Origin of the sequence: Humibacillus xanthopallidus, from assembly GCF_006716675.1 — a bacterium.
In the GTDB taxonomy this organism is placed as follows: Bacteria; Actinomycetota; Actinomycetes; order Actinomycetales; family Dermatophilaceae; genus Humibacillus; species Humibacillus xanthopallidus_B.
Genome location: NZ_VFPM01000002.1, coordinates 120879 through 146661 on the forward strand (window position 1 = coordinate 120879; position 25783 = coordinate 146661).

At 67.8% G+C, this 25783-nt stretch carries 21 protein-coding genes; 4 read left to right on the forward strand and 17 right to left on the reverse strand.

The window, feature by feature from the left end; all coding sequences use genetic code 11:
• Positions 1-88 precede the first annotated feature (88 nt).
• A complete protein-coding gene (locus FBY41_RS08470) occupies positions 89-1357 on the forward strand; it encodes a fascin domain-containing protein (protein ID WP_185748977.1) in 1269 nt (422 codons plus the stop codon).
• A gap of 119 nt (positions 1358-1476) precedes the next feature.
• Here FBY41_RS08470 and FBY41_RS08475 read toward each other — a convergent pair whose 3' ends face one another.
• Positions 1477-2019, reverse strand: a complete 543-nt coding sequence (locus FBY41_RS08475; RefSeq protein WP_141843480.1) for an LURP-one-related/scramblase family protein — start codon at positions 2017-2019, stop codon at positions 1477-1479.
• A 226-nt stretch (positions 2020-2245) separates the two neighbouring features.
• Between FBY41_RS08475 and FBY41_RS08480 the strand changes: the two genes are divergently transcribed.
• Complete coding sequence (locus FBY41_RS08480) at positions 2246-3583, forward strand: APC family permease (protein WP_141843482.1); 1338 nt, start codon at positions 2246-2248, stop codon at positions 3581-3583.
• Positions 3584-3601: 18 nt separating this feature from the next.
• Here FBY41_RS08480 and FBY41_RS08485 read toward each other — a convergent pair whose 3' ends face one another.
• Entirely contained in the window at positions 3602-4222 is a 621-nt protein-coding gene (locus tag FBY41_RS08485; protein WP_185748978.1) for a CYTH domain-containing protein, read from the reverse strand.
• 72 nt (positions 4223-4294) lie between these two features.
• Positions 4295-5677: a M1 family metallopeptidase gene (locus FBY41_RS08490; RefSeq protein WP_221629246.1), complete on the reverse strand. Its 1383-nt coding sequence runs from the start codon at positions 5675-5677 to the stop codon at positions 4295-4297.
• A 221-nt stretch (positions 5678-5898) separates the two neighbouring features.
• On the opposite strand from FBY41_RS08490, the gene FBY41_RS08495 reads away from it, so the two are divergent.
• Positions 5899-7053, forward strand: a complete 1155-nt coding sequence (locus FBY41_RS08495) for an eCIS core domain-containing protein (protein WP_185748979.1) — start codon at positions 5899-5901, stop codon at positions 7051-7053.
• A 204-nt stretch (positions 7054-7257) separates the two neighbouring features.
• Here the strand turns inward: FBY41_RS08495 and FBY41_RS08505 are convergent, their stop codons facing one another.
• From FBY41_RS08505 to FBY41_RS08565, 13 genes are all read right to left on the reverse strand, one after another.
• Positions 7258-8016: an SDR family NAD(P)-dependent oxidoreductase gene (locus FBY41_RS08505; RefSeq protein ID WP_141843490.1), complete on the reverse strand. Its 759-nt coding sequence runs from the start codon at positions 8014-8016 to the stop codon at positions 7258-7260.
• Positions 8017-8076: 60 nt separating this feature from the next.
• Complete coding sequence (locus tag FBY41_RS08510) at positions 8077-9084, reverse strand: acetamidase/formamidase family protein (protein WP_141843492.1); 1008 nt, start codon at positions 9082-9084, stop codon at positions 8077-8079.
• A gap of 8 nt (positions 9085-9092) precedes the next feature.
• Positions 9093-10316, reverse strand: coding sequence for an alpha-hydroxy acid oxidase (locus FBY41_RS08515; protein WP_141843494.1), 1224 nt, complete (start codon positions 10314-10316; stop codon positions 9093-9095).
• A 226-nt stretch (positions 10317-10542) separates the two neighbouring features.
• Positions 10543-11655, reverse strand: coding sequence for a tyrosine-type recombinase/integrase (locus FBY41_RS08520; protein WP_141843496.1), 1113 nt, complete (start codon positions 11653-11655; stop codon positions 10543-10545).
• The gene (locus tag FBY41_RS08525) at positions 11655-11855 is read right to left on the reverse strand and encodes an excisionase family DNA-binding protein (RefSeq protein ID WP_141843498.1); all 201 of its coding nucleotides are present in this window, start codon (positions 11853-11855) and stop codon (positions 11655-11657) included. Before FBY41_RS08525 ends, FBY41_RS08520 begins: the two co-directional genes overlap by 1 nt.
• A gap of 514 nt (positions 11856-12369) precedes the next feature.
• Positions 12370-12570, reverse strand: a complete 201-nt coding sequence (locus FBY41_RS23370; RefSeq protein ID WP_185748980.1) for a hypothetical protein — start codon at positions 12568-12570, stop codon at positions 12370-12372.
• Between the two features lie 477 nt (positions 12571-13047).
• Positions 13048-16029: a CHAT domain-containing protein gene (locus FBY41_RS08535; RefSeq protein WP_185748981.1), complete on the reverse strand. Its 2982-nt coding sequence runs from the start codon at positions 16027-16029 to the stop codon at positions 13048-13050.
• A 1408-nt stretch (positions 16030-17437) separates the two neighbouring features.
• Complete coding sequence (locus tag FBY41_RS08540; RefSeq protein WP_141843501.1) at positions 17438-18775, reverse strand: helix-turn-helix domain-containing protein; 1338 nt, start codon at positions 18773-18775, stop codon at positions 17438-17440.
• Entirely contained in the window at positions 18772-19107 is a 336-nt protein-coding gene (locus FBY41_RS08545; RefSeq protein ID WP_141843503.1) for a hypothetical protein, read from the reverse strand. The genes FBY41_RS08540 and FBY41_RS08545 overlap by 4 nt, the downstream gene beginning before the upstream one ends.
• A 34-nt stretch (positions 19108-19141) precedes the next feature.
• Positions 19142-20647 (reverse strand): CHC2 zinc finger domain-containing protein, encoded by a 1506-nt coding sequence (locus FBY41_RS08550; protein WP_141843505.1) that lies wholly within the window; start codon positions 20645-20647, stop codon positions 19142-19144.
• Positions 20644-21357 carry a hypothetical protein gene (locus FBY41_RS08555; protein WP_141843507.1) on the reverse strand — a complete coding sequence of 238 codons (714 nt, stop codon included), beginning with the start codon at positions 21355-21357 and terminating at the stop codon, positions 20644-20646. The genes FBY41_RS08550 and FBY41_RS08555 overlap by 4 nt, the downstream gene beginning before the upstream one ends.
• A 38-nt stretch (positions 21358-21395) precedes the next feature.
• Entirely contained in the window at positions 21396-21887 is a 492-nt protein-coding gene (locus tag FBY41_RS08560) for a hypothetical protein (protein ID WP_185748982.1), read from the reverse strand.
• Complete coding sequence (locus FBY41_RS08565) at positions 21884-23695, reverse strand: type IV secretory system conjugative DNA transfer family protein (protein ID WP_260439658.1); 1812 nt, start codon at positions 23693-23695, stop codon at positions 21884-21886. The genes FBY41_RS08560 and FBY41_RS08565 overlap by 4 nt, the downstream gene beginning before the upstream one ends.
• A gap of 654 nt (positions 23696-24349) precedes the next feature.
• On the opposite strand from FBY41_RS08565, the gene FBY41_RS08570 reads away from it, so the two are divergent.
• Positions 24350-24802: a hypothetical protein gene (locus FBY41_RS08570; protein ID WP_141843509.1), complete on the forward strand. Its 453-nt coding sequence runs from the start codon at positions 24350-24352 to the stop codon at positions 24800-24802.
• Between the two features lie 570 nt (positions 24803-25372).
• Here the strand turns inward: FBY41_RS08570 and FBY41_RS08575 are convergent.
• A complete protein-coding gene (locus FBY41_RS08575; RefSeq protein ID WP_141843512.1) occupies positions 25373-25771 on the reverse strand; it encodes a hypothetical protein in 399 nt (132 codons plus the stop codon).
• Positions 25772-25783 lie beyond the last annotated feature (12 nt).

Here is a 25783-nt window from a genome sequence, read left to right on the forward strand (position 1 = left end):
CGGCACTGTTCGGAAGCGCGAGACGGCGGTTGCGTGGAGGTGGGCCCGCCACTCGGCCGGGCTCGACGACACGACTCGAGGAGGAATGATGTCCGTCGCGATGCACCTCAAGACGGCCAACGGCTACTACGCACAGGCAACGAACGGGGGCGGGGGCGAGGTCAGTGCGCGGGGCCCGTGGCCGCGCGAGTGGGAGACCTTCACGATGCGCAGCGCCGCCGGGGACTGGGCGGACCTGACAGCGGGGAGCGCAGTGCAGCTCCGCGCCGCGAACGGTCAGTACGTGACGGCCGACGGCCCGGGCGGGGCGCTCGTCGCCACTGCCCAGACGCCCACTGCCTCAACACGATTCACGCTCATCACCCCAGCCGGCGAACCGTCGGCACTCGGGCACCTCGGGGGCTTCGGGCTCAAGGCCCCCAACGGCAAGTTCGTGTGCGCCGAAGGTGCAGGTGGCGGCATCCTCGTGGCCAACCGTGACGTGATGGGTCCGTGGGAGACCTTCGTCGCCGTCCTGCACCCGGAGCCTTCCGACGCGGTGCTGACGACGGGGATCCGCACGATCTCCAAGGTGCACTTCCTGCAGGCAGACAGCGGTGGAGGGGCTGCGCTGTCGGCGCGCGGCCCGTGGGCGCGCGAGTGGGAGACCTTCGACCTCGTGGCCGCCGACCGCGCCGCACGCGGCTTCACGAACGGGGCGCGCGTGCACGTGCGCACCGACTCGGGCCACTACCTGCAGGCCGAGGGCGGTGGCGGCGGGAAGGTGAGCGCAGCCGGTCCGTGGCCGCGCGAGTGGGAGACGTTCACCCTCGTCGTCGTCGGCCGGCGCCCGTGGCTGCGCCCCGGCGGCAGCTTCGCACTTCGGGCGGCCAACGGCCGCTACGTCGAGGCCGAGGCGGGCGGCGGCGGGGCGGTCGTCGCGACTGCGACGACCGTCACGAACGCGGCGACGTTCACGGCCACCGACCGGGTCGAGCCGCCTCACCAGAGCCTGACGGTCGACATGGCAGCGGCCGCCCGTGAGGACCTGACGACCTCGACGGCCTTCACCCGGCTGGTGCCGGGGCTCGGGAGCCTGCGCACGACGGCGCCCTGCACGATGGTGGCGACGTTCGTCGGCGAGGCCCGCACCGCGCCCGGCGCCCGCCTCGAGGTCAGGGTGACCGTCGACGGCAAGGTGATGAACCCCGGCCCCTGCGTCCTCACCGACTCCACCACCTACGCCACCCGCGCGTACGCCGCGTGGACCGACGTCGCACCGGGGTACCACACCGTCGACGTCGAGTGGCGCTCCACGGGCGGGCAGGTGCTGGCCCGCAACCGGAGCCTGACGGTCCAGGTCGTCGGCGCAGCCTGATGGGGAGGTCGGCGCGGTCGGAGGGGGCCGACCGCGCCAGCCCCGTGCTGGGGTGTGCTCACACGAGAGCGGCGGGGACGGCATACGCACTGACGGCCGGGGAGCTGGGGGTCGGTCGGCTATCCGACGTCGTGCGTCATGCTGTCGATGACGGCCGCGATCGCCAGCAGGAGCACGGCGTCCGAGCCGTCCACGACCTCCACACCGTAGGTGTCGGCAACGCGGAACCACTTCTTCGACACCTCGGCGACCTGCTCACCGTTCTGGGTGATGTGGTACTCGTGGTCGACGATGTTGCCCTTGACCTCCATGTCCTCGCCGTCCTCGACATCGACGTCGAAGCGCTCGCGCAGCGGGGTGATCATCGCCTTCTTGACGGTCGCCACCTTGTGCCCTGACGGGTCCTCGATGACCATCGTGTCTCGCAGGTGCAGCTTGCGCTCCTGGAGCTTCAGCAGCTCGGTGCCGTCGGCGTCCTCGAGGACGAGGGTGTCGCGGAAGCGGACGGCCTTGCCGTTGACCTTGAAGGCGCGGCGGCCCTGCTCGTCCTCGATCCAGTAGTCGTCGCCGATCGCGACGAGCTTCTGCCTCATCCGGTAGGTGGTCCTGCCGACGCCCCGCCGCTCCTCGCGGCGCTCGCGTCGACGATCTCCGATGCCCATGACTGTCTCCTTCGTGTCACATGCGTTGACTCCATCAGGACATCGCGGGGGCAGGCGGGTTGTCACCACACGCGAAGGATGATTCGCGGACGAGGGGTGTCGCGGAGGTCACCCCTCGGCGGCGCATCCCTGCGGCTCGTCCGGGCGGACGATGGAAGGGCAGGGATCGAGGGTGGCGAGGCGCGCCAGGGGCGGGCCTGCCACGAGGCCTGAGGGGCTGAGCACCATGTCCGAGGCGAGGACGCAGTCGCCATCCGCAACGGGACCCGAGAAGAAGAAGGCCGGCGCGCTGACGGTGCGTCAGGCCGCGTTCATCGGGGTCGGCTCGATGGTCGGGGCCGGCATCTTCGCGCTGCTCGGAGCCGCCGGCGAGGTCGCGGGCGCGGCGGTCTGGATCTCCTTCCTCCTCGCGGGCACCGTGGCCGCGCTGCAGGGCTACTCGTTCGCCCGGTTGGGTGCCCGGTACCCGGCGGGTGGGGGCTTCGTCGAGTACGTCGTGCGCGGCTGGGGAGACGGTCACCTCACCGGTGTCATCGCGTGGATGCTCATCGCGGTCAACGCCATCATCACGGCCATGGTGGCCGTGTCCTTCGGCAGCTATGCGAGCGCTGCGGTGTCCGACGGGGCCGGCTGGACGACGGCATTCGCCGTGCTCATCCTGCTCGTCATGGCCGGACTCAACGTCCTGGGCTCTCAGGCGGTTGCGCGGGCCCAGACGGTCGTCGTGGTCGTGGTCGTCGGCATCCTCACCGTCTTCTCGGTCGCGACGATCGCGAACCTCAACGTCGACCTGCTGGCCTTCTCCGGCTACCCGTCGTTCCGGCAGGTCGTCTCGAGCGTGGCGCTCACGTTCTTCGCGTTCCTCGGGTTCGGCGTCATCACGTTCACGTCGAAGGACCTCGCCGAGCCGAGGCGTCAGCTGCCTCGGGCCGTCTACCTGGCGCTCGCGATCGCCACCGTCGTCTACGTGGCCGTGGCGATCGGGGTCTTCGGCACCCTCACCGTCGAACAGGTGATCGCCTCGGGCGGTACGGCTCTGGCGGTGGCCGCGGAGCCGGTCCTGGGATCGGCCGGCTACTGGCTCATGAGCATCACGGCGCTGTTTGCGACGGCGGGCGCCACGAACTCCGGGCTCTACCCGGCGACGGGACTCGCAGACCAGATGGCGGCGTCACGGCAGTTCCCGCCGGTCATGGGTCACCGGGTGGGTGGCCGAGCCTCGATGGGCATCGTGCTGACGACGACGGCGGCCATCCTCATGGCGATCTTCTTGGATCTCAATGCGATTGCCTCGATCGGTAGTGCGGTCGCGCTCATCGTCTTCACCCTGGTCACCTTCGGGCACATGAGGATCAGGCGCGAGACGGGAGCGCGCCTGTCCGTGCTCGTGCTGGCCAACCTCGCGACGATCGTCGTGCTGGTGGCCTTCGCCGCGACGACCTTGGTCAACGAGCCGGCGACGACGATCACGCTCGTCGCGCTGCTTGCCCTCAGCGTCGTCCTCGACCTCGTGTGGAAGAGTCGTCGCCCCGCGATGACCGACGCGGGGCAGCGGACGCGCTGACTCTCGTTGGGCCCTCGACTACAGGCGGGCCTTCCGGAAGGACACGCCCAGCGCCCGGCCGAGCTTGGAGCCCGAGGTGGAGGGCGTGGCGCCCGCCGCGAGCAGCAGCTCAGCCACGGCGTCGAGCAGCGCCTCCGGACCTGCAGCAAGCTCGACCTCCCACTCGCGCCAGGACTGGTCGCGCTCGTGGAGCAGAGCGCGCGCGTCGACCGCGTCGTCGCAGACGTGCGCGAGGGGGATGCCCTCCGCGTCGAGCAGTGCGAACTCCCGCCGCCTCGTGGTCAGCGTGGCGACCGGGGCGAGGCGCTGGCCCGCGGCGGCGGCATGCACGAGCTCGCCGAACCCGTCGGGCACCGGCTCGCCGCCGGGACCCAGGGGCTCGTGCAGCTCCCTGCGCGTGTCCGTGCCCGCCGGGAGCTTGAGATGCCAACCCGCGTCGGTGCCGCCGACGCGCCGCCGCAGCGTGATGCCGTGGTGGGCGAGGTCGTAGGCGGCGGTGTCGTAGTAGACCGCCTCGAGGAGGAGCTCGGCGGGTAGCCCCACGGAGGCAACGCCCTCTGCGGCTCGGAGATCCGGGAAGGTCGTGCTGCGCTCGACGTCGTACTTGCGCTCGATCTCGTCATGGCCTGTCGCACCCATACGGACCATGGTGGCCCAGATGTCAGCCGGAGTGGACGCGACGACCTCCGGGTCGAGCGCCGGTGGTCGGGGTCACCAGGAGGTGGGCTTCTCGCGCTGGTAGAGCCAGACGTCGAAGAAGTGTCCGAGGTCCTGGCCCGAGATCGTCTCGGCGAGCGCGATGAACTGCGGGGTCGAGACGTTGCCGTAGCGGTTGTCCTGGACCCACGTGCGCATGATCCGGAAGAACGTGTCGTCGCCGACCTTCTGCCGCAGTGCCTGCACCGTCATGGCGCCGCGCTCGTAGATGGTGCCGTCGAAGAGGTGCGCCGGGTCGCCAGGGGCACCTGGGGGCGGCGTCCAGAAGGAGGTCCTGGAGGCGGGCGTGTTGTAGAGGGTGTCGAAGGTGCTCTGGGCACTCTTCTGTCCGTTGTGCTCGCTCCACATCCACTCGGACCACGTCGCGAAGCCCTCGTGGAGCCAGATGTCCGGCCACTGGCTGAGGGTGACGGAGTCTCCCAGCCACATGTGGGACAGCTCGTGGGCCACCGTCGGCTCGTCCGGCATCCGGTCGTAGACGGGCTTCGTCTGCGTCTCGAGGGAGTACCCCACTTCCGGGGCGTTGTCCGCGACGGAGCCGACGGCGTTGAACGGGTAGGGCCCGTAGATCGACTCGTAGAACTGCACGATCTGCGGGAGCTTGCGGAAGACGTTGCCCGCGGGCAGCGTCGGGTCGATGGCGACGTAGGAGGGGATGCTGCCGACCTGCCCGACGGTGAGGTCGAAGCGACCCAGGGTCGCGGTGGCGAGGTAGGGAGCCATCGGGTCGCTCTCTCGCCAGACCCACGTCGTGCGTCCCCCCGCGGACCTGTTCGACACGAGGACGCCGTTCGCCATGACGGTGAGGCCCTCCGGAACGGAGACCGCGAAGTCGAAGGTCGCCTTGTCTCGCGGGGTGTCGTTGACCGGGAACCAGCTCGGTGAGCCTTGCGGCTCCCCGACGACGAAGGCACCGTCTGCCGTCGGCACCCAGCCCTCGATCGACCCGTCGGGGTCGGTCACCGACTGAGGTATGCCGGAGTAGGTGACCGTCACGCTGAACGCGCCACCGGCGCGAAGGCCCGTGCTCGGTGTGATGACGAGCTCCTCGGTGCCGACGCGCTCGAAGGCTGCGGGAGTGCCGTTCACCTGCAGTGCTGAGATCGTGAAGCCTCGGAGGTCGAGGTCGAACCGGGAGAGGTCCTGCGTGGCCGTCGCACTGATAACCGCTGTGCCGGTGAGCTGCCTCGAGGTGGGTTCGTAGCCCAGGGTGAGGGAGTAGTGGGAGACGTCGTAACCGCCGTTGCCGGCGTTGGGGAAGTAGGGGTCACCCGCCCCGGGCGACCCTGGTGAGAAGCCCACGGCCGCCGCCGTCCCGGCACTGACGAGGACCAGCGCAGACGTCGCGACCAGTGCCCTCTTCCATCGTGTGCTCATTCGCGCCGCCCCTTTCATCTCTCCGTGGGCCTCTTCGAGCGTAGGACGGTCAGCGCGGGCGTTGTCCGTTATCTGCGATTTCGTCGCGGGCGATGGGGTGGTCGGTACGCTGGGTCAGCAGGACAGCCCAAGGAGACGACATGACTCCGGCCCGCGCACGCACTCCGGCGCAGACGCCCGAGACCGCCACGCCGTCGTCGAGTGTCGCGAGACTGCCTGACGTGACCGCGGAACGGGCGTCGCGCTTCCTCGACCACGACTTCGCGCACGTGCGCATCCATGCCGACGCCGAGGCGGAGAGGGTGACCGACAGCCTCGGCGCGCGGGCCGCAACCATCGGTCGCGACGTCTACTTCGCTCCCGGCGAGTACCGCCCCGGCACTCACGAGGGCGAACGCCTGATCGGCCACGAGCTCGCACACGTGATCCAGCAGGAGGGTGGTCAACCGGCCCCCGGGGCGGCTCTCGACCCCCAGGCCGCCGCTGACCGTGCCGGCGTGGCCGTGGCCGAGCGGCGTCCGTCGAGAGTCGGCCAGCCCGCGACCCCGTCCGGCCTCCCGGCGCTGGAACCGAAGCCCAACACGCCGACCGTCGATGCCGGCACCGTGGCGAAGACGGCGCCCACCACCAACCCCACGACCAACCCCGCTGCTCCCGTCAAGACGTGGGACCAGCGGGTCACCGAGGCGCAGGCCGAGACCGACCTGACCGTGAAGAGCGCGGCACTCACCGCGCTGGCGCAGGAGGCACTCGGGGCGGCATACACCGTCAAGGAGGCGGGCACGACCTCGCCGGGACAGCTCGCCCCTGCCGACTACGCGCTCGCGCCGACGATCAACGTCGACGTGCGGCTGACGAGCAAGAAGAAGACGAACGGCAACCCCGTCGGTGACGTCGCCGGGCACACGTTCGGTCCGGGTCCCAGCGCGCAGTACTGCATCCTCGGGCCCAAGGCGCTCAAGGCGGGATCGCCGATGGACGTCGCCCTCTACGCCGACCACGAGCTCTACCACTCGAGGAAGCCGTCGGCCGGCGAGCTGGAGGTGTGGACGGACAGCTTCGTCCACTACTTCATCAAGACGTTCGGCAACCAGTGGGCTCCGCTCATCGGGTACTACGACGCCGAGAAGCCTGATGGAGCAGGCAAGTTCCCGCAGCGCGAGGCGACGATCACCGCGCTGGACGCGTACTACCAGGGGCTCTCCGACACCGTGCCGGCGGGGGAGAAGAACAGCGACAAGAGGAAGTTCATCCTGTGGTTCCGACGTCGGATCTCCGACCGGCCCGGATCTGCGTTCATCACCGACCTCTCGGCGAAGACGGGTGTGACGGCGACCGAGCCCGCAGACGCACCGGCCGCGTCCAAGAAGCCCTGACCCGCGTCAGCGGAAGGCGGACTGGCCGGTGATGGCCCGACCGAGGATGAGGGTGTGGGTCTCGACCGTGCCCTCGTGGGTCAGCACCGACTCGAGGTTGTTCATGTGCCTGATGACGGGGTACTCGAGGGCGTGCTCGGCGCGCCCGACGCTTGACGTCGGCCCGCGTACCCAGGCGCCCGTATGCCGTTGGGCGCTGGGGGTCTACAGCTGGATCCCTCGAGTCAGCGCACCGTCAACGACAAGGTTCGTGCCGCTGATCCGGCTGGCCACCGGACTGGCGAGGAAGACGACCGGCGCGGCGACCTCCTCCGGGGCTCCCATGTGGCCGGTTGGGTTGAGTCCCACCGCCATCTCGAAGAGTGCCGGGTCGCCGGTCTCGATGCTCGCCCACACCCCGCCCTCGAAGTAGGTGTTGCCGGGCGAGACGGTGTTCGCGCGGATCCCCTTGTCGGCGAGCTGCATCGCCAGGCCGTGAATGTAGCCGACGATCGCGGTCTTGGCGGTGCCATAGGGGCCGGACGCGAAGTCTGACTCACGGCCCGACACGCTGGAGATCGCGATGATCGACGGTGCGTCGCTCCGCTCGAGGTAGGGCATGGCGGCCCGCACGAGACGCACGGTGTGCATGACGTCGACGTTGAGGCTCAGCTGCCAGTTCTCCTCGGTGTCGGGGATCGCGAGCGCGCTGACGTTGGCGACGACGCAGTCGATGCCACCGAAGGCCGCGGCGGACCGCTCGACCCAGGCGGCGAGCGCCTCGCCGTCGCCGACATCGACGACCGACCCGATGGCTCGCCCGCGGGCGGTCAGCGCCTCCTGCGTCATCGTCACCGCGTCGGTGTCCCGGGCGCAATAGCCGACGGTGGCGCCCTCGTCGAGGAAGGCCTCGACGATGGCAAGCCCGATGCCACGGGTGCCTCCGGTGACGAGGACGCGCTTGTCGGTCAGCTGCAGATCCATGGGTCTGGGCCTTTCATGACGGAAGAGGGACGTGCGGTGGTCCGGTGTGAGCAGCGAGGGTCAGACCGTGCCGAGGGAACGAGCCCGTGCACGCAGGTCTGCATGGATGCCACCGAAGGCGTCAGCGGCAGGGAGCAGCGCCTTGGCCGCCTTGACGACGACGCTGTAGTTGGCGTCGACGACGTTGGCGACGGGCACCTCGGCGATCTGCGAGCAGAGCTGGTAGGCGTCCATGGTGTGCAGGCCCTGGAGCTTGGCCACCCAGTGGACGAGCTCGGCGTTCGCGATTCGCCATGAGTCCTCCATCGGCCGGCTGGAGCCGACCGTCATCCAGTGGGTGTCGTCCTCGATGCGGGGCCAGCCAGGCGCCCCGCCCTTGACGAGGTCCACGATGAGGGTGGTCGTCATCGCGCCCTCGACGGCCGTGCCGCAGGCCTCACCCTCACCCTGTCTGTAGTGGCCGTCACCGATGGAGAAGAGCGCGCCCTCGACGTTGACGCCGAGGAAGACGGTCGACCCGGCTCGCATCTGCGGGGTATCCATGTTGCCGCCGAACCGTTCGGGGACCAGGGACGAGCGGACCTCTCCTCCGGCAGGCGCGACCCCGACGGTCCCGAGCATCGGCTCGAGCGGGAGCTCGATGCGGTGGTCACTGTGCCTCGCCGCGAAGGCGACGGTGCGACGGTCCCGGTCGAGCTCGTAGATCCATGTCGTGTCGGGCAGGGGATGTTGCAGGGTGACGACCCGGTCGGTGCTCGTCATGCCGCCGAAGAACGGGATTGCCGCCGAGGCGCCCCAGTCGCGGGCCGGCTCGAGGGCGACGAGGTGGAGCACGAGCGTGTCGCCGGGCTCTGCCCCCTCGACGTAGAAGGGCCCGGTCTGCGGGTTGACGAAGCGGAGGTCGACCTTGGCGCTCGAGAGGTCGTCGACGCTGCGCAGGGCGCCCCCGAAGGCATCGTCGGACCAGAGCCGCAGGGCGGTCCCGGGCGTGACGCGCAGGGCCGGGGCGGCGCCGCCGAAGGTATAGGCGTACTGGTCGCGCGCAGGCGTGTACTCGATGACGTCCATGCCCGAAACTACCTCGCGTCCTGACGAATCCGCAGGTGATCGGGTCGCAGGTCGGCGACCCGGGTGACACCGAGCAGCGCCAGGGTGGAGGACACCTCGCGCAGGAGGATGTCGGCGACCCGCTGCACCCCTCGCTCCCCACCGGCCATGAGGCCGTAGAGATACGCCCGCCCGACGAGGGCAGCCCGGGCGCCTTGGGCGACGGCCGCGACGACGTCGCTGCCCGACATGATCCCGCCGTCGACGTAGACCTCTGCCCGGTCGCCGACGGCCGCGACGATCGCGGGGAGCGCCTCAAGGGGCGTGGCGGAGCGGTCGAGCTGTCGTCCGCCATGATTCGACACGACGACCGCGTCGGCACCGGCGTCGACGACAGCCCGCGCGTCCTCGACGGTCAGGATGCCCTTGACCACGAGCGGCCCCTCCCAGATGGAGCGGAGCCAGGCGAGGTCGGCGATCGTCGCGGCCGGGTCGAAGAGTCGGCCGACGAGCTCGGCCACGGTGCCCTCGAAGCGGGTGAGCGAGGCGAACTCGAGCGGCTCCGTCGTCAGCAGGTCGAACCACCAGGCCGGGTGCAGTGCCCCGTCGACGACAGTACGGAGCGACAGCGACGGCGGGATCGTGAGCCCGTTGCGCACATCGCGGAGGCGCGGGCCCGCCACGGGAGTGTCGACGGTGAGGACGAGCGCCTCGTAGCCCGACACATGGGCCCGCGTGACGAAGTCGCGACTCGCCTCGCGGTCGCGCCACAGGTAGAGCTGGAACCAGCGTCGACCCTCGGGCGCCGCGTCAGCGAGTGCCTCGATCGAGGTCGTGCCCATCGTGGACAGGGCATAGGGGATGCCTGCCCGTGCGGCCACCCGGGCGACGGCTCCCTCACCCTCGGTGTGCATCATCCGGGTGAAGCCGGTCGGGGCGAACACGACCGGTGCGGCGGCGGGTCGCCCGAGGATGGCCGTCGTGGTGTCCACCTCGGACACATCCTGCAGGACGTGGGGCCGGAACTCGATCCGGGCGTAGGCCTCCCGCGAGCGCTGCAGCGCGATCTCGTCACCCGCGCCGCCGTCGGTGTAGTCGAAGACGGCCCGGGGCGCCCGTCTGCGAGCCAACTGCCGGAGATCCGCGATCGACGCGGTCGTGGCCAGCCGCCGAACGGTGGGGTTGAGCGACGCCTGCCTCGGACGAAGGATCGGCTGCAGCTCGGACCATCGCGGCCGACGTCGGGCGGTCATCTTCGAGTTCTACACGACGGTCAGCACCGTAGGAAGGCATCTCGGGACCACGGCCCACACATATGCCGACGGATCCACCGCGGGTGAGAGGCGGTTGAACCGCAATTAAGAGTGGTGGCTAGGGGCGGGGTCGAACCGCCGACCTTCCGATTTTCAGGGAGACGAGTTCACGCTGGTCACAGGGGGTTTCGCCGTCGCCGTGCGATCCAGCGTGCGATTCAGGCGATCAGAACGACCTGGGCAGCTTGCTCGCGTCGCCGCCCTCGGCGAGCTTCGACAGAGCGTCGGCGATCTGGGCGTCGCGTCCCTCGACGGCGTGCATGTAGCGCTGGGCCGCGGCGGTGGAGGAGTGCCCGAGCCGCTTCTTGAGGTCGACGAGGCTGGCTCCGGTCGCCGCGGCAAGGGACTGGCCGGTGTGGCGCAGATCGTGGAAGGCAAGGGTGAGCCCGACTGCCTTGCGGGCGCGGACGAAGGCCTGGTAGATCGTGTTGCCGCGGGACTGGTTCCCGCGGCTGTCGGCGACGAAGTAGGTGGGTCCGGCGTACTCGCGAGCGTGCTCCTCCAGGAGGGGGATGATGTGCGGCGGGATCGTGACGGTGCGCTTGCCGGCCTCGCTCTTCGGGTCCTTCTCGAACTTCCTTGCCACCTCGAGGAGTTCGACGTAGTTACGGCGTACGGTGACGCGGCGCAGCGCGAGGTCGACGTCGCTCGTCCTCAGCGCGCAGATCTCACCGCGACGCAGCCCGCACCAGGCGGCGAGGGCCACTGCCGCGCGGAACCGGGGTGTCGTGGCTTCGATCAGCTGAGCGACCTCAGCAGGCGTGGCGATGCTGCGCTCGGGCGACCGCTGCGCCCCGGCGCCGGAGATCTGGCACGGGTTGCGCACGATCGCTCCGTCCTGGACGGCAACGGTGAGGACCGCGCGGATGAAACGGTAGGACTGGCTGATCGCCGTGCGGCCCCCGGATCCACGCAATGCCTTGGCGTGCCAGGCACGGATCATCGGCGGCGTGATCGTCGCGATCGGTCGGTCGAGAAGGTCATCCAGGTGCAGGCGCATGTTGCGACGACACGTCTCGGCCCACCGCTCACCGACGCGCGGGTTCTCTTCGAGGTAGGCCTCGCAGCACTCGCGCAGAGTCCGTCGCCCGAGTCGCACGTCCGGCTGCCAGTGCCCTCGCTCAACTTCCTGCTGCATCCGGTCCAGGAACCGCCCGGCGTCAGCCTCGGTCCGGTACGTCTCGGGCGCGTTGTGACGCTGCCCGTCGGGCGTCTTGTAGCTGGCGTGGAACCGGCCCGACGGCAGCTTGCGGATGTACCCGAACCGGCGACGGACCATCAGCCCGAACCGGCCGGATACAGACGGAGCCGCTGCACCGTGCCCTCGTCGATGAACTCCTGCAGTTCCGACTCCGGGATCCGGACGTGACGGCCCACACGGACGAACCGGATGCGCCTCTCCGCGATGAGGCGCCGCGGAAACCTCGCCGTGGTTCCGAGAACCTTTGCGGCGTCATCAACGCTCAGCAGTCGCTCCATGTCCTCCACTCCTTAATGGTTGGAGTGTGCACGCTCGCCAGGGGTCACGATCGGTCGCCCGTGAGAGTATGTTCGTCAGCTCCAGTTCTCCGCCCACCCAGCCCGACGGCGCCGAGAGGGCGGCAGCTTTCGGCGTCAGTGCCCTCTCCCATTGGCAGCTGCTAAATGATTCCCTTAGGACCGGTGTCTGGCCAGACTCGGTCGAGGTGATCGGCGGGCAGTTCTCCAAGTGGCTGCGCGCCAGCTGATCGGTGTGGCTCACTACCGGTCTGCGGCCCGTCGATCACCGTTGACAAGGCGTGGCTCAAAAGGGACTGCCCTGCTCGTCGTAGCACTGCCCGCCTCGGCGTCCCTATCGGTTCGACCACAGTCGGGAGCGGCACATGGAACACGTGATCATCGGGGTCGACCCGCACAAGCTGTCCGCGACGGTCGAGGTCGTCGACACACGCGAGAAGTTCCTCGGCTCGGGCCGGTTCACCACCGACCAGGCCGGCTACACCGCGATGCGCGTCTACGCGAAGGCCTGGCCGGAGCGGGTCTGGGCGGGCGCCCACGGCGCGGCCCGGCCGCTGGCGCAGGGCTCCTCGAGGACGGCGAGCAGGTCCTCGACGTCCCGGCCAAGCTCGCCGCCCGGGTGCGCCTGTTCGACACCGGGCACAACCGCCGCGAAGCCCTTTCCCGGCGCCGGGTGCAGACCGTCAAGCGGCTCCACGCGCTGCTGGCGGAACCGCTTCCGGGACAGGCGAAGGGGGATATCACCACTGGTCAGCCAGGACGTTGCCCGCCTCGGTCCGCCCGCGTGACATCGGCGGGCAGAACCGCCGCAGGATCCCCGCCGAGGAGTTCGCCGAGCTCAACGCCATCGTCCTGGCCCGGGGGTCGCGAATGATGGACCTTAGAGGTGTCGGACCCCTCGTCGCGGCGCGCACGTTGGCCGTCGTCGGCGCCATCATGAGGTTCGCCGACCGCAATCGGTTCGCGTAATGGACCGGCACCGCACCCCTGGCCGCTTCCTCGGGTGAGCAGAACCGGCACCTTCTGGGCAGCCATCGCCATCCCTACCCGGGCGCCGGGGCCGCCCAAGAATAGCCGCCCCGCGGGGGTGCGTTTGGGGGAGGGCCGCCGCGGTGGCGGGGATTGGACCGATCCAAGGAGACGGCCGGCGAGCTCGTTCTTCGATCGTGCCTCTCTAGTCGTCCGAACTACCAGAGACCGCGAATGCCGCCCAAGTCGAGGAGGCCGCGAAATCCGGATGGGTCCGCGTATCCTCGGACGCTGCTGCAAGCGCCCCTCGTACATTCATACCATCGACCTTCCAATGCCTATAGAAGCGCTTTACCAGATAACTTGCCACATCATCGTCAATTGGCCAAAGCGGTGCGATGACAGTCCTAGCACCCCTAGCCAAGAGCGCGGCCGGGAGGCTGATCCCCTCATCCGGGAGTGATCTGTTCGGCGATCCCCCCCAACATGTTGCGAGGAAAACCAAATCGCAGCTCACCTGAGCTTCCATCAGGTCTTGGAAGCTCACAGTGTTCTCATCAGTTGGTCCGCTGAGGCTCGACCACAAGAGGTGGGCGTCTTCTCCCCACGCCGTCGGATCAACGTGCCCATGTGTACCAACATGGACAAACTCAGCGCCAGACCCTAATGCGGCCAGAAACGCCTCCCGAGTCGCCTCACCGCCGGAGAGCGTTTGGCATCCAAACTCCATTCGGAGCCAAGTCGCTTCTTCCTGAGCACCCGGCAGAGGTGGGAATTCCTCGCCCGCGTACACGCATGGATCTGGCGAACCAATCGCGATAGGAGGTCCAACTGTAGTCTCTCTCAATATTGACTCCCACACAAGGGCGGCAGACGGGTCGACGTTGACCTGCAGCCGAAAGACATGCGACCACGGAATCCCGGACATTTGCCCGACTGGGATGACATGAGCAGTCCGATAGCCCGAGCCAGTTAGGTACTCGTCTATCGGGCTCAGCGCCTCCGCTGCCTCCTGCAGGATGCGTTCGACCTGCGCTCGACCAGGGGCCACCGAGCCTCTTGGGCCACGGACCCCGCGGACTTCTTGGGACTCCGGCACGTTCCCCTCGGTCGAAAGTCGATCTAGCCACGCATTGACAACCGACAGGTTGAGTCGATTCAGCACGCGGCAGGTGATATCACCGTCGGGCGTCGCCATCACGGCGAGACCTCCCCGTTCCGTGCAGGACAAGTACACGACTGGCTGGCCCGTGGCCTGCGCCAGACGATCCGACCGAACCGGCCCCGAAACGTTTAGCAACTTTGGCCTTCTCGGCGCGCGGTCTGGGTCCGCCGAGATTCTTCTTCTCCTTTCCTGCTCATCATCCATCTTCGAGAATGATGCCGCTGTATGTTGGGACCGGATGCCTTTAATTTGCTGATAGCGTAGGCGCAACAGGGTTCCACGCTCCAGCTCTAGCAAAGCACGCCAAGGGTCGTTAAGTCTCACCACTGAGAACTCGGCGGCATAACTCGAAAGACCCTGAATCCGCCTGAGTGCGTGCCGTGGATCGCGCACCGATACAGCACTTGCAACCGCCTCCAGAGCGATGTCGAGAATGCGCCGAATAAGGCGAGGATCGGAGATCAGCGGGGCATGGCGCGCCACTGCGAGTGCCGCCTCTAGCGCCGAAGTAGTGTTGTCACGCCAATTCTCTATGGCCTCCACATGGGCGGAGAGAACCAGGCTGAAGTCGCCGGCGTGATGGCTCGGATCGACCCAGATGGTTAGCTCGGCCAAACCACCGATCTGCTTGCCCATCTCAGCAGCCGCCCGAAGGCTGCGGCTCTGAATTGCAATCGCACGCTGCTCACCCGCCGCATCCCTCTTGAGAGCCGAGCGAACATGAAGTATCTTCGCGTATAGCAGCGCGCGGGCGTGATCTGACTCGTCGGCTCTTTTGTATGCTGTCGAGCTGTATCGAACTGCTTTAGAATAGAACGCCTCAGCCGACCGGAAGTCCTGAGCCCCCATCGCCAAGTTGCCCCTGGCGAAGAACACAGTGGCCACGCCAGCCAAGCAATCCTGATACCTGGCGCTACGCTGAATCCGCGCAATCGAGAGTGCCCACTCGTAGTAACGCGCGGCTCTATCCAGCAACGCTTCCCGTTCGTTGCCGAAGGCGCTAAGGCTTACCAGGAGCGAGCCAAGAACTGCTAACACATCTGCATCACTTCGAAACCCGGAGAGCTCTTCGAGGGTGTCGAGGAACGGGACGATCGGTACATATGAATCATTCTCGCTGTGATCGGTCAGGGCGCAGTTCAAGAGACTTATTGTCACTCCGAGCGTCCTCGGGTCGTTGGGCTCAAGATGGCCATGAGCATGAAATAGCGACTGCGTAGCCCATGCAATGGATTGTCCACACGAGCAAATCTGATAGTGCGTATACATTGCCTGGGCGATGGCAAGCTCGACCTCAACGTGACGATCCCACGCGGCCTGGCGAATTTCGAAGTACCGGTCCCAGATCGTTTCTCTCATAGTGCGAGCACGCCTATTTCCACTCTTCAATAGTGCTGCGTCGACTCGGGCGAGCGTCAAGGTATAGCCTTGAAGGAGATCCTCAGGCAGTTCAAACACCGAGATTTGCCTTATCAAAGACAAGGCGCGACTCATAGCGCCTGGAGCAAGTAGCCCGTCGTGGTCCGGCCGCCCCGCCAGGTCAGCGAGATTCTCTGCAAGGAGCGTGCTTCGCGTCTCGGCTGCGGGACCTGCCTCCTCAACAACTGGCTGGCCCGCTAGTGCGCGTAAAGCCGCCTCCAGGTCACCGCCTTCGATCCGCGCCAATGAATCCAGAATGGACTTGTGACTGTACGATGTGCCCCAAGTGCTGTCCGCCAGCCCTTTCTTCAATTCATTGCGAATGTCGTGGTTGCCGTTTTCTCCGCCAATAACACGTTGGAGTTGTCGTGCCCTGAGTCCCCGTTCGCGCAAACGCACAATAATGCGCACCTCGGCAAGCGTCAGGATCGCTTCGACTCGAACATGAGACAACTCGGAGGTGCTGAGGCGTCGGAAGGTCTTGACGACGCTTGGGGAGAGTCGACCGCTGCCTGCCTTCCAAGCAACAAAGTCAATCGAAGCATTGATGAGCTCGATCTCATCGCGGGATATGTATGAGATGCGACTCGCTACCTCGGTCATCTCCTGGGGTCGCAGAGGTGTAATTGGTGGCACACCTAGCGCAGGGCCTCTCTCGGGCTCGATCCGAGCGAGCCTCGTGTGTGCGAAGACGACGTAGAGGTGCACTAGAGCGTCCGGGATATGACTCGCGTTTCGTATAGTGTTCTGGAGGGTCGATGTCCTTCTACACTCGAGTGCGCTATACCAATGGGTTGCACAGAGCGCCAACCCGTTCCTTTGTAGCCAAATATAGCAAGATCGACCATCTCTGTGGTCATGATGTTCGAGGCCAATGTGGATTAGGGCGTCTTGCGAGCGTTCTGTCGAAGGCTCTTTTGCATGCACCTTGCGCCTCGCAAGGCGCCTGAGCCTCTTTCGGAGTCTTCTGCGTCTCTGGCCCTCTTGCCGCAAAGTGTCCATCAATCTCACCATTTAGCGAACTCGTTCATTTGGGTCGCCGCTGTGGCGCAAAGAGCCCTGTAAGCCCGGCCAAACTGGGCAACGCGAGTGCAGCGGCAAGTACAACTAGTCCGCTCACAGTCGACGTGTATGGAGGCCACTGATGCATGAAGGAGGTCGGCATCGCTGACATGTATATAGTTGCCGCCGCCACGGCGAAGAGTAGGGAGAGCATGAACTTCCCACTTCGCATCGGGCGCCCATCAGTCTTCCAGCTCGCTGCCACAAGAAGAATCGTGACAGCTATGGCCAGTGAGAATACAAACGCGTCTTGGCCAGGCGTTGGCTGCCCAATGAGGGCGACCCCTGTCACGTAGAACCCAAGCGCCTCTCCTGGAGTAAACGTGGCGATCGTCTCCAGGGCTTGGGATATCCCGCCGGATTGTTGAGGGCTGGTTCCTGTACCTTCTCGTTTGCCTGATCCGCGTGTGGTCGGTCGGCGGGGGTTTCCCGTGTCCGGAAGGTCCTCCGTACTCCCGGTCCGCGCGGCTCGCCGTGCAAGCTGGATTGCCCCCATGAACACCCCTCCAAAGTTGGTTGGAAGTAGGCTCGCACATGACGTCGTGGAAAGTGCGCTAATGCTGCATCCTTCTCTCCGCCGGGCGCGGGGAGGCGGATGGGGTTGCTTCTTGGCGGTGGGGGGTCCATGAGTGCCTGGGGCCAGTGATGGTGACGACGGGGACACGCGGGCGGGAGCCGTTGCAAAATCGATGAACGTCCCCGCGGCGAAGCACCCAGCATGTCCTAGGCGTTCCGTCGGGCGGGCCGTTGGTGGTCGCCTTGGTGACGCGGAAGCCCATCCTCGATCGGAAGCCAAGTTCGGGCTTGGTGACGAGGTCGGGATCCTTGAGAGCGTCTGTGTAGGGGGAAGGCAGCACCAGCGCGGCGTGCCCGAATGCCCCACACTGGGCTTTCACAAGGAATCGGTCGATGGTGCTTCGGAGGGCGCGGTGTCAAAGGGAGCAAACACCTACAGAGTGGGATGAACCGCCGAACTCGGGGGCGCCAGTTGCGGGAGGCACGACCAGAAGCCAGTAGCAGTCTCCCACGTCGACGTGAGGTCGGGAGCATCTGCTTGGTCCACGCGCACGAGGCGGCCCCGGTCGCGGTCGTGCAGTCGATCGTCAGTGTGTCTTAGCGCCCTTGCCGGCCCCCAAAGAACGTTGGCGGCGAGAAGCCGATCGGGTAGCGACCGGGTGAGAATCATCAGGTCGCTCACGACGGCGACTCCGCTACTGAGGTCGTTCACCACGCGGCACTTGTTTAGGGTCGGGTGCTCGAAGGCCTTCGCAACGGTGGAGAGAGTCTCGAACAATTCACGGCTAGCCGCGACGAACTGGTAGCTGGGTCGAGCAAGGGTCGTCAACCGCCCCCAGGCTCGATCACCCTGCGTCAGGGCCAGCGCCGCTGCATGGAGGTGTCGGGCAGAATCGCTTGAGGCTGGCTCGAAGGCGGCCAAAACCTGGCACAGGTGCGCGCCTTGGTTGGCGATCTGCCGCAGGACATCGACGCTGGGGATCAGTTGGCTGATCTCCTGCCGGACGCTGCCCTGCCAGGCATGGAGGGCTGCCTCGAGGCGGTCGTTCAGTGACGTCGGGATGCGTTCGGGTTGGACGCTGGTGAGGCGGTCGAGGCTGGCGGGTTGGAGCGCGGCGTCGCGCAGGGAGTCGATGACTCGCTCGGCGTATCGGCCGATGAGAACGGGTCGGATGGCGTCGTCGAGGGACCCGTGCGCCAGGGTGTGCCGGGCGGCCACGGCGGCAAGGGACAGGAGATGGAGGGCGGCGCCGGCGACTTCGCCGGCACGTTCCAGGACGGCTGGCCCGTGGTCGCGGCTCTCGCGGATCAGGTCGGCCATGGTGCCGAGGGCGCAGGAGGCTCGGGAGAGGGGGTGTGGGTCGGTGGGGTCGGAAGGTCTGATGTCTGGGCGGTCGTCGATGCTGCTGCTGGCGTAGCGGAACTCGCTGCCGTCTTTGACGGCGTGGAGTGCGCCGCGGTGGACCCGCCGGACCACGGTGACCTTCGTAGTGTTCAGGTAGGCGGCGACCTCTGCGGTTCGTAGCTGCGTGTTGATCGGGTGGCGCAGTGGTTTGGGATAGGTGCGCACGGCGATGGTCAGCGCGTTGCGGCTGGGGTCTTGCGATTGGACGTACCCGGCGTCGGGTCCGGTGAGCTCGAGCAGGAGGCGGTGCAGGGTGACGTCGAAGGACTCCCACTGCTCAGTGGTCGCGGCGACCTCGGAGTGGCGGAGGCGTCGGATCTGCACGTCGGCTAGTTCGAGCAGGTCGAGTGCGGTTGTGGTGCTCACGAGGCGATCCCGCTGGTGGCGATCCGGCGCAGCTCGTGCAGGTGCCAGGCGCAGAGCTGGAGGTCGGCGGGTCCGGCGAGGGGCGGGATCTGGTCGAGGCAGTCGAGGGCCCGTTCGAGCAGCCCCGCGACATCGACTGTGCTGGCGAACGGTGCCGGCGAGTTGTACCGGCTGGGGGCCGGGACAAGGTCGCTGTCGCCGGTGCCACTGGGCAGGGTTGCGGCTGCAAGGCGGATCTGGCCGGCGAACGCGGGGTCGGTGGTCTCGGTGAGGTCGGCTGCGCGGGTCAGGTGGTCGGCGGCCCGGTCGAGCAGGGCGGCGGCGGATGGCATGAATGGTGCTCCTTCTGATCGATGGACAGGGTCGTCAGCGCAGATGGGGTGTGCGGGGCGGGGTCGGGGGAAGGTGGTCCCGACCCCGTGGCGGAGGCTGGCTGTCCCAGCCGAGGGCCCGGGTCAGTTCACGGGTGAACGCCTGGCCGCGGTTCCAGCCTTGGCGGGTCATCTCGGCGACCGCGCCGTTGGTGAGGTCGCGGAGGGCTCCTCGGTTCAGCAGCGGCCCCAGCCGCTGGAGGTCGCTGAGGAGGGTGCTGACGGGGTCGCTGCCGGCGATGGCGAGGGCTGCGAGCTCGCGACCGGGCAGGTGCGGGCTGGCCGCCTGCACCTGGGCGTCGCTCGTGGCGTCCCGGGTCGTATGCCGCTGGGTCGGGTGGAACGCGACCAGCCCGTCCGGGCCGTGGCGGGCGAGCCAGTCCGCGGGGTCGAGCCCGTCGGGAAGTCGAGAAACGAGGGCGAGCTGCCCGCCCTGTCGGCAGAGCGCGTAGACCCAGCGGAGGGTGCCGTCGGCGCCGGCCTGGTCGCCGTCGAGGGCGATGACCACTGGCTCAGTGCTGAGGCCCGCAACCTGCTGGATCTGCGCTGGCGTGGTGGTGGTGCCGAGGGTCGCGCATGGCGCGACCTGCTCGATGAAGCGGGACGCTGAGGCTGCAGCGGTGATGGCGAGGGCGTCGAGGGCGCCTTCGACGACGACGACTGCCGCGTCGGGGACGGACCTGTGCGTCGGTCGGTAGAGGCACTCGCTCTTGTTGAAGGTCGGGGTGCGGGTGGGGTTGCGGTATTTCGGTGCTCGGGGGTGGCCGCTGGTTTCGCGGCCGACTAAGCCGGTGATCTGGCCGTCCGGGCGGGTGACGGGGATGATGAGCCGGTCGCGGAGGGTGTCGATGAGCCGTCCCTGACGCGAGGTCTGGGCAAGGTCCATCGCGACGAGCTCGTCGTCGGTGACGCCGCTGCCGCGGAGGTGGTCGACCAGGGCCGTCCAGCCGTGGCCGGAGTGGCCGACCAGGGCCTGTCCGAGCTCGAGCTCGGCAGCGTGGAGGTCGATGCGGCGGTGGTGGCGCAGGTAGCTGACGGCGAAGGTGTGCGCGACCGGCCGCGAGAACCATTGCCAGGCAAGGGAGTTGATCTCGTACCCGCGGCCGGGGTCGACGTCGGCGATGACTCGTGCGCCGGCCCCGTGCGAGACGGCAGGAACGCGTGGAGCCAGGCTTGCCGGCATACCCGCCTCTGCGGTGTGGTCGAGGACGGCGACGGCCTCACGGAAACCGACCCCGTGGAGGCGGCTGATGTAGTCGATGACGTCTCCGGAGATGCCGCACCCGAAGCAGTGGAACCGGTCGGCGACGCCCGCGACGGATAGGGACGCGGTGGTGTCGTCGTGGAACGGGCAGCAGCCCATCCACCCGCGGCCGGTCCGGTGCAGCTCGACACCGGAAGCGGCGACGACCTCCTCGATGGGGTGGCGTCGGCGGACGTCCTCCACATCGACGGCGCCGACCGTGGTCCGGGTAGTGCGGGCACCGGTGTTGAGGGTCATGGCTCGAGGACCCGAAATGCAGGACTGGCAGCGGGGCTGACGGTGGCGGGCGCGGTGAGGCTGGCGGGGACGACGCGGGTGCGGATGTCGCGGTGCGCCTCAAGGAGGCGCGCGAAGTCCTCGACGGGAAGGTGCTCGTCGAGCTTCAAGGCGTCGAGGAAGACCGCACCGACGATGGAGTCAGGGATGCGGCGTTGGATGAGGGCGTACTCGTCCCAGGTCGGGTCGTACGCGTACAGCATCCCGACCGGGTCTCTGGAGGCGTCGGGGTCGCGTCGCAGGGAGAGGCGCTGGTTGCGGGTGCGTCCCCAGCGCATGCCGAAGTCGCGGTCGAGGCCGGGGATGTCGGCGCAGCGGGCGTCGAACGCCTTGCGGCCCATCCACTCCAGCCGAGACGAGGCTCGGGAGGTGGCTGGGGCAGTGGTGCCGAGGGTCGCTGCGCGCAACTGGGCGAGGTCGCCGGGCCCGCTGGTGGCCGAGCCGGAGGTGAGGGCGTCGACGATACGTTCGCCGATGACGGCCGAGTCCTCGCCGAGGTGGGGTGCGGCGACGAGGGCGGCGGCTCGGGCGTAGGTGTTGCGTTGGCCCAGGACGTACCAGTAGTCGCCGAGGTTCTCCAGCTCGATGCGTTGCTGGGCGTGACGGGCGAGCCAGAGCAGCTCGTCGATCAGGGCGGTGGAGCGCTGGTCGAGAGCGGGCGTGTCGGTCATGACGGCCTCCCCGTGCGCGGGCGGGTCCCGCGCCTCGGTCAGGTGACGTCGACGGGTGGGGCACCACCGGCGGGCCGGTGAGCGTGGTGGCGGTCGTGGTCGGTGGCAGCGGCGCGGGTCTGGCTGGGTGTCTGTGTCGCCGACCAGCCCGCGGGAGGGTCGCGGTGCTCGCGGGCGGTGCAGTTCGTCAGGGAGGCGAGCTCGATGAGGCGGGCCTCGATCTCCCGGAACCCGCGGAACCAGTCCACGGCCGCGGACGGGGGCGCCTTGTGGCTGTAGCAGTCGCGTTCGAGGTCGCGCAGCGCGGTCAGGGCCTCGAGCATGCCGTTGTGCCGCTCCCAGCACGGTGGGATGACGCGGGCGTCGATGTGGAAGCGGGTGACGAGCTGCGCCACCCACGGCCGGAGCTGGGAGAGCAGGTCGGTGCGCTCGGCTGCGGTGAGGGAGGGGACGTGGACCGGTCCGGCGAGCTGGTCGAAGTCGGCGCTGGGCTGGTCGGGTGACGGGTACGCCCATCCGGGCTGGGTCACGCCGTGCCCATGGTGTTGGAGCGGTCGTCGCACCCGGTCTGTCGGGGATCTGGCGCTGTCGCCGTGCCAGGCGTGGCGCTGCGGTTGGCGTGGGCGGTTCGGATTGCGGCCTCGGAATCCTCGCGGTCATCGGTCAGGGCCTTGGCGTCCTTGCGGCCGGTCCACGGGGACAGGGTCAGGGCGATGGGGGGCGCGGACTTCATCAACAGGATCGCCTGCCCGAACGGCAGCGTTCGCAGGGCGGAGGGTTCGAGGATCGGGACCTTCGTTGTGGTCGTCGAGGTGGAGCGGCGGCCGTCCGGTCCACGGCTGCTGGAAGTGTTGCGCTCGTCGCGTTGACCCAGCAGCTTGGAGAGGTCCTCGAGGTCGCGGGCGTTGGAGCCGCCGCCGAGGATCGTCTTGACGATGGCGGCGTCCCAGATCGCGGAGGCGTGGTTCTCGCCCCACACCGCGCGGGCTTGAGCGAGTGACTGAAGGACCACGATGGTGGACATCCCGGAGCCGCCTCCGTCGGACATCAGTGACGGCAGCGACGGGAGCGGGTAGTTCGCAGCCTCGTCGAGGATCAGGGACAGGGGCGGGTCGAGCCGGGAGGAGGGGGAGCGGGCGGCGACGCGTCGGGCGGCCTCGACGACGTCCTCGACGAACGCGCCGACGAGGCCGGCCGTCGCCGCGACCCCCGTGGAGGTGCCGAGTAGGTAGACGGTGCCGTTGTTGCGGAGGAACCGCTCGGGGTCGAAGTGCTCACCGCGGCCCGGCGACACCGCATCGAGGACCTTCGGGTCGGCCAGCGCCGAGAACGCGATGGTCACCATCGCCCAGATCGAGTCGCGTTGCCGCGCGTCGGCGTTGATGATCGCGTCGAGGGCCTGATGCCAGGAGGGCGCAGCGCGGGTGTCAGTGGCGAGGATGAGGACAGCTTCGCGGGCCTGAACCGCGGACAGGGACCACCGGTAGAGGTCGGCCGCGACGCACTCGGCCAGAGCGGCCGCGTGCAGCAGGCAGCGGACCGCCTGTTCGGCTGACGCCTGCCAGAACGTCGAATCCGTTGTCCCTGCAGCCGTGTTCGTGGTCAGCGCCTTGGCGCGTACCATCGCGATGTGAGGATCTTGGCAGCCGCGGATCGGCGACCAACGCGTCGCCGATGCGATGCCCGGCGCGAGGCCCTGCGGGTCGAAGACGGCGACCGGGCCACGGCGGCTGCGGGCGCGCAGAGTCGTCGTGAGATTGTCCGGCCGAGTACTCGTCGTCAGCACGGCGCCCGGAGTGTCCAGCATCATCGGGATGACGAGGTGGAGTCCCTTGCCAGCTCTGGGCGGACCAAGAATCACCATCGAGTCTTCCACGCTTGCGTAGCTGTCCACGCCGTGAGACGAACCGAGCCGGTAGCCGACGTCTTGCGGTCGGACCGCGGTCAGGGAAGGACGCAGCACTCTCGCGCGGCGGAGTAAGGCACGGCGGCCCGACGCTGCTGCCACCTGGGTACCGGATGCGCATCCCACCGGCGTCGCCCTGGAGGTGGATTCGCGACGCCAGAAAGCCAGAACCGGAATCAGCACGATCGCAGCCACTGTCGCCGTGGTGACCCAGTACCACCACGCGGGACCTACCGAGGGGCCAAAGGCCAAAGCCGGCGCGCTGGGATGCGTCAGCAGCGTGATTGGCGCGGCGGCGGTGAACGATGGCGGACCCGCGCCAGTGGCCGCGGCCGCGACGGCGGCCCCAGCAGACGGCGTCAGCCATGCGGCACTCGCAACAAGGATCCCGAGGGCGAGACCACGGTCCTCCACCATTAAGGGCTGCTTCACGTTGACTACCTCCCGCCAGACTCACAGGTCTGCGGGGTCACCATTGATCTCGCGAGTGTGCGATGGGCCGTACGTCAAGGAAGAACTGCCCACGGCACCAAGACCCTGCTGCTGCGACCACGACAACCCTATTGGCACCCGTCGTGGCGCTTAGCGCCCCACTTCGCCCAGTTGGGGCGCCCCTACCGCCCAGATGGACGCCCCCCCACCTCTGGCAGCCCGAGGACCAAGGGATCTAGAGCAACCATCCCAACCTGCTTCGCCAGACTCTCTTCTAGCAGTTTGTTCGGCTGCCCGCTCATGTGGGATGGGCAGCCTGCCGTCTCGTCTGTGGGCGCTCTGCGTCAGCGTGCACTAGGCGGACGTCGTCCCAGCGCTCCCGCGAGCGACCGCAGAATTGCCCGAGGCGTCCGCAACCAGGACCACTCCGGCTAGGCGCGCTTCACAGCGCCGGAGAGCCCATCACCTAGCCCCGGAGAAGAACCAAGAGCCCGTTCGGCTCGCTCATCCAGCAGGTGGTCGACCCGCTACACCATCTGGAACGCGACCGTGCCCGGTTTCGACTGGGACCTTCGCCTCTATCCGGACGGCACGTCGTCCGAGTTTCATGGAACCGGAGCCATTCGGCTCCGGAAAGACTAGGGGGCCATCACCATGGCAAACATCTGGCAGTTCTTCACAAACACCAGTCCTGAACAAGAGGACTCGGCGTTGGTCGAAGCTCAAGCATTCAGCCTCACCAAGGTCATAGGCCTTCTCGCCCCGGTTGTGGCAGCGGCCGGCACTTGGGCCGCGTCGCAACTCAAGAGCGTAACGTTCACGTCCGGAGAAGTGACGGCAATCATCATTGCCGTTCTGGCGGTCTGGGCGATTACGTCCGTTGCTGACGTCCTTGCCCGCAGCATGGCCACATCCGCTGAGAAGCAGGCGAACGGTCGCCTGCACATGATCACCTTTGACGAGCCCGTCGATGCGACGGCCATTAGGGACGGTGCGGATGAGGCCGTGGAAGTCGTGGCAGTTTCCGATGCGAAGCCCGCTGAGTACTTGGTGCTCCACGCGAACAACACCGTGACTTGGGAGAGTGCGCCGAGCGTCCACCTTTGACCTGCGGCAGCCTCGCGTCACTGTGGACCACGCGGACGACCGGGCGTCACGGCAGTAGTGACGCCCGCGAGGGTTACGGCGCTAAGCTCCGCGGCTCCAACACGCAAGTTACGAGCGGATTCTCCGCCAGCCCCCTTGAAGTCGGCATCGGCGCACCCCACACGATGTGAGGTGCGCCGGGCCGACTCAGGTCACGGCACAGCCCACGACTACGACGCCGGCCCCAACGACGTCGTCCGCCGGCGCACCGGCCGCGAACGGAACCGCCCTGGCGGTGCTGGCGCAGGTGCCGATCAAGGTGAACCGCCCCGGGTTCAGTGGAGAGTCTGGTGTGGTTCCTCGGCGGTCACCGGGGAGGTTGTGGGGGCAGCGTAGTAGTGCTGCTCGTACTCGGTGGGGGAGCGTCGCCGCACCAACTGTGCAGGCGCGTCCGGTTGTACCAGTCGACCCATCGGAGGACCTTTGTGCGACAGTCTTCCAATGACGCCTCAGGGTCCGCATCGCCTGACGGGAAGACTCGGCTCACCCTTGGCAACGACGGCGTGCAGGGTAGTTCCTCATCACCGACAGTCAGACCGAACCGCCGAGATCGTGAATCGCACACTGCGCCACGAGTTCCTGAACCGACCAAAGACGTGCAATAACGTTCACACCTGACGGTGGGACTGGCACGCCGCCGTGGCTCCTCGTAATCTCGCGCACGATCGCCGTGAGGTCTCCCAGTGCTCCCGCCATTTGTTGGCGAACGGCCGCGCTGCAATGACCAGTCGCCACCGCAAGCGAATGCTCCGCGTCGGCGAGGTCCAGCAACCACTGGGGCAGTTCCTCTTTGGCCACCTGTGTCCTGCGCTCGAGTCCTGCCCCGGTTCCCACGTCTTCCGCCCGTCGTGCGGCAGCCCGCGTGAGGTGGCTCAGTGCGGTCGCGTAGCTGTCGGCGCACTCTTTCTGCTTGGCCTGCTTTCGGGTCAAGTCCCAATCGGT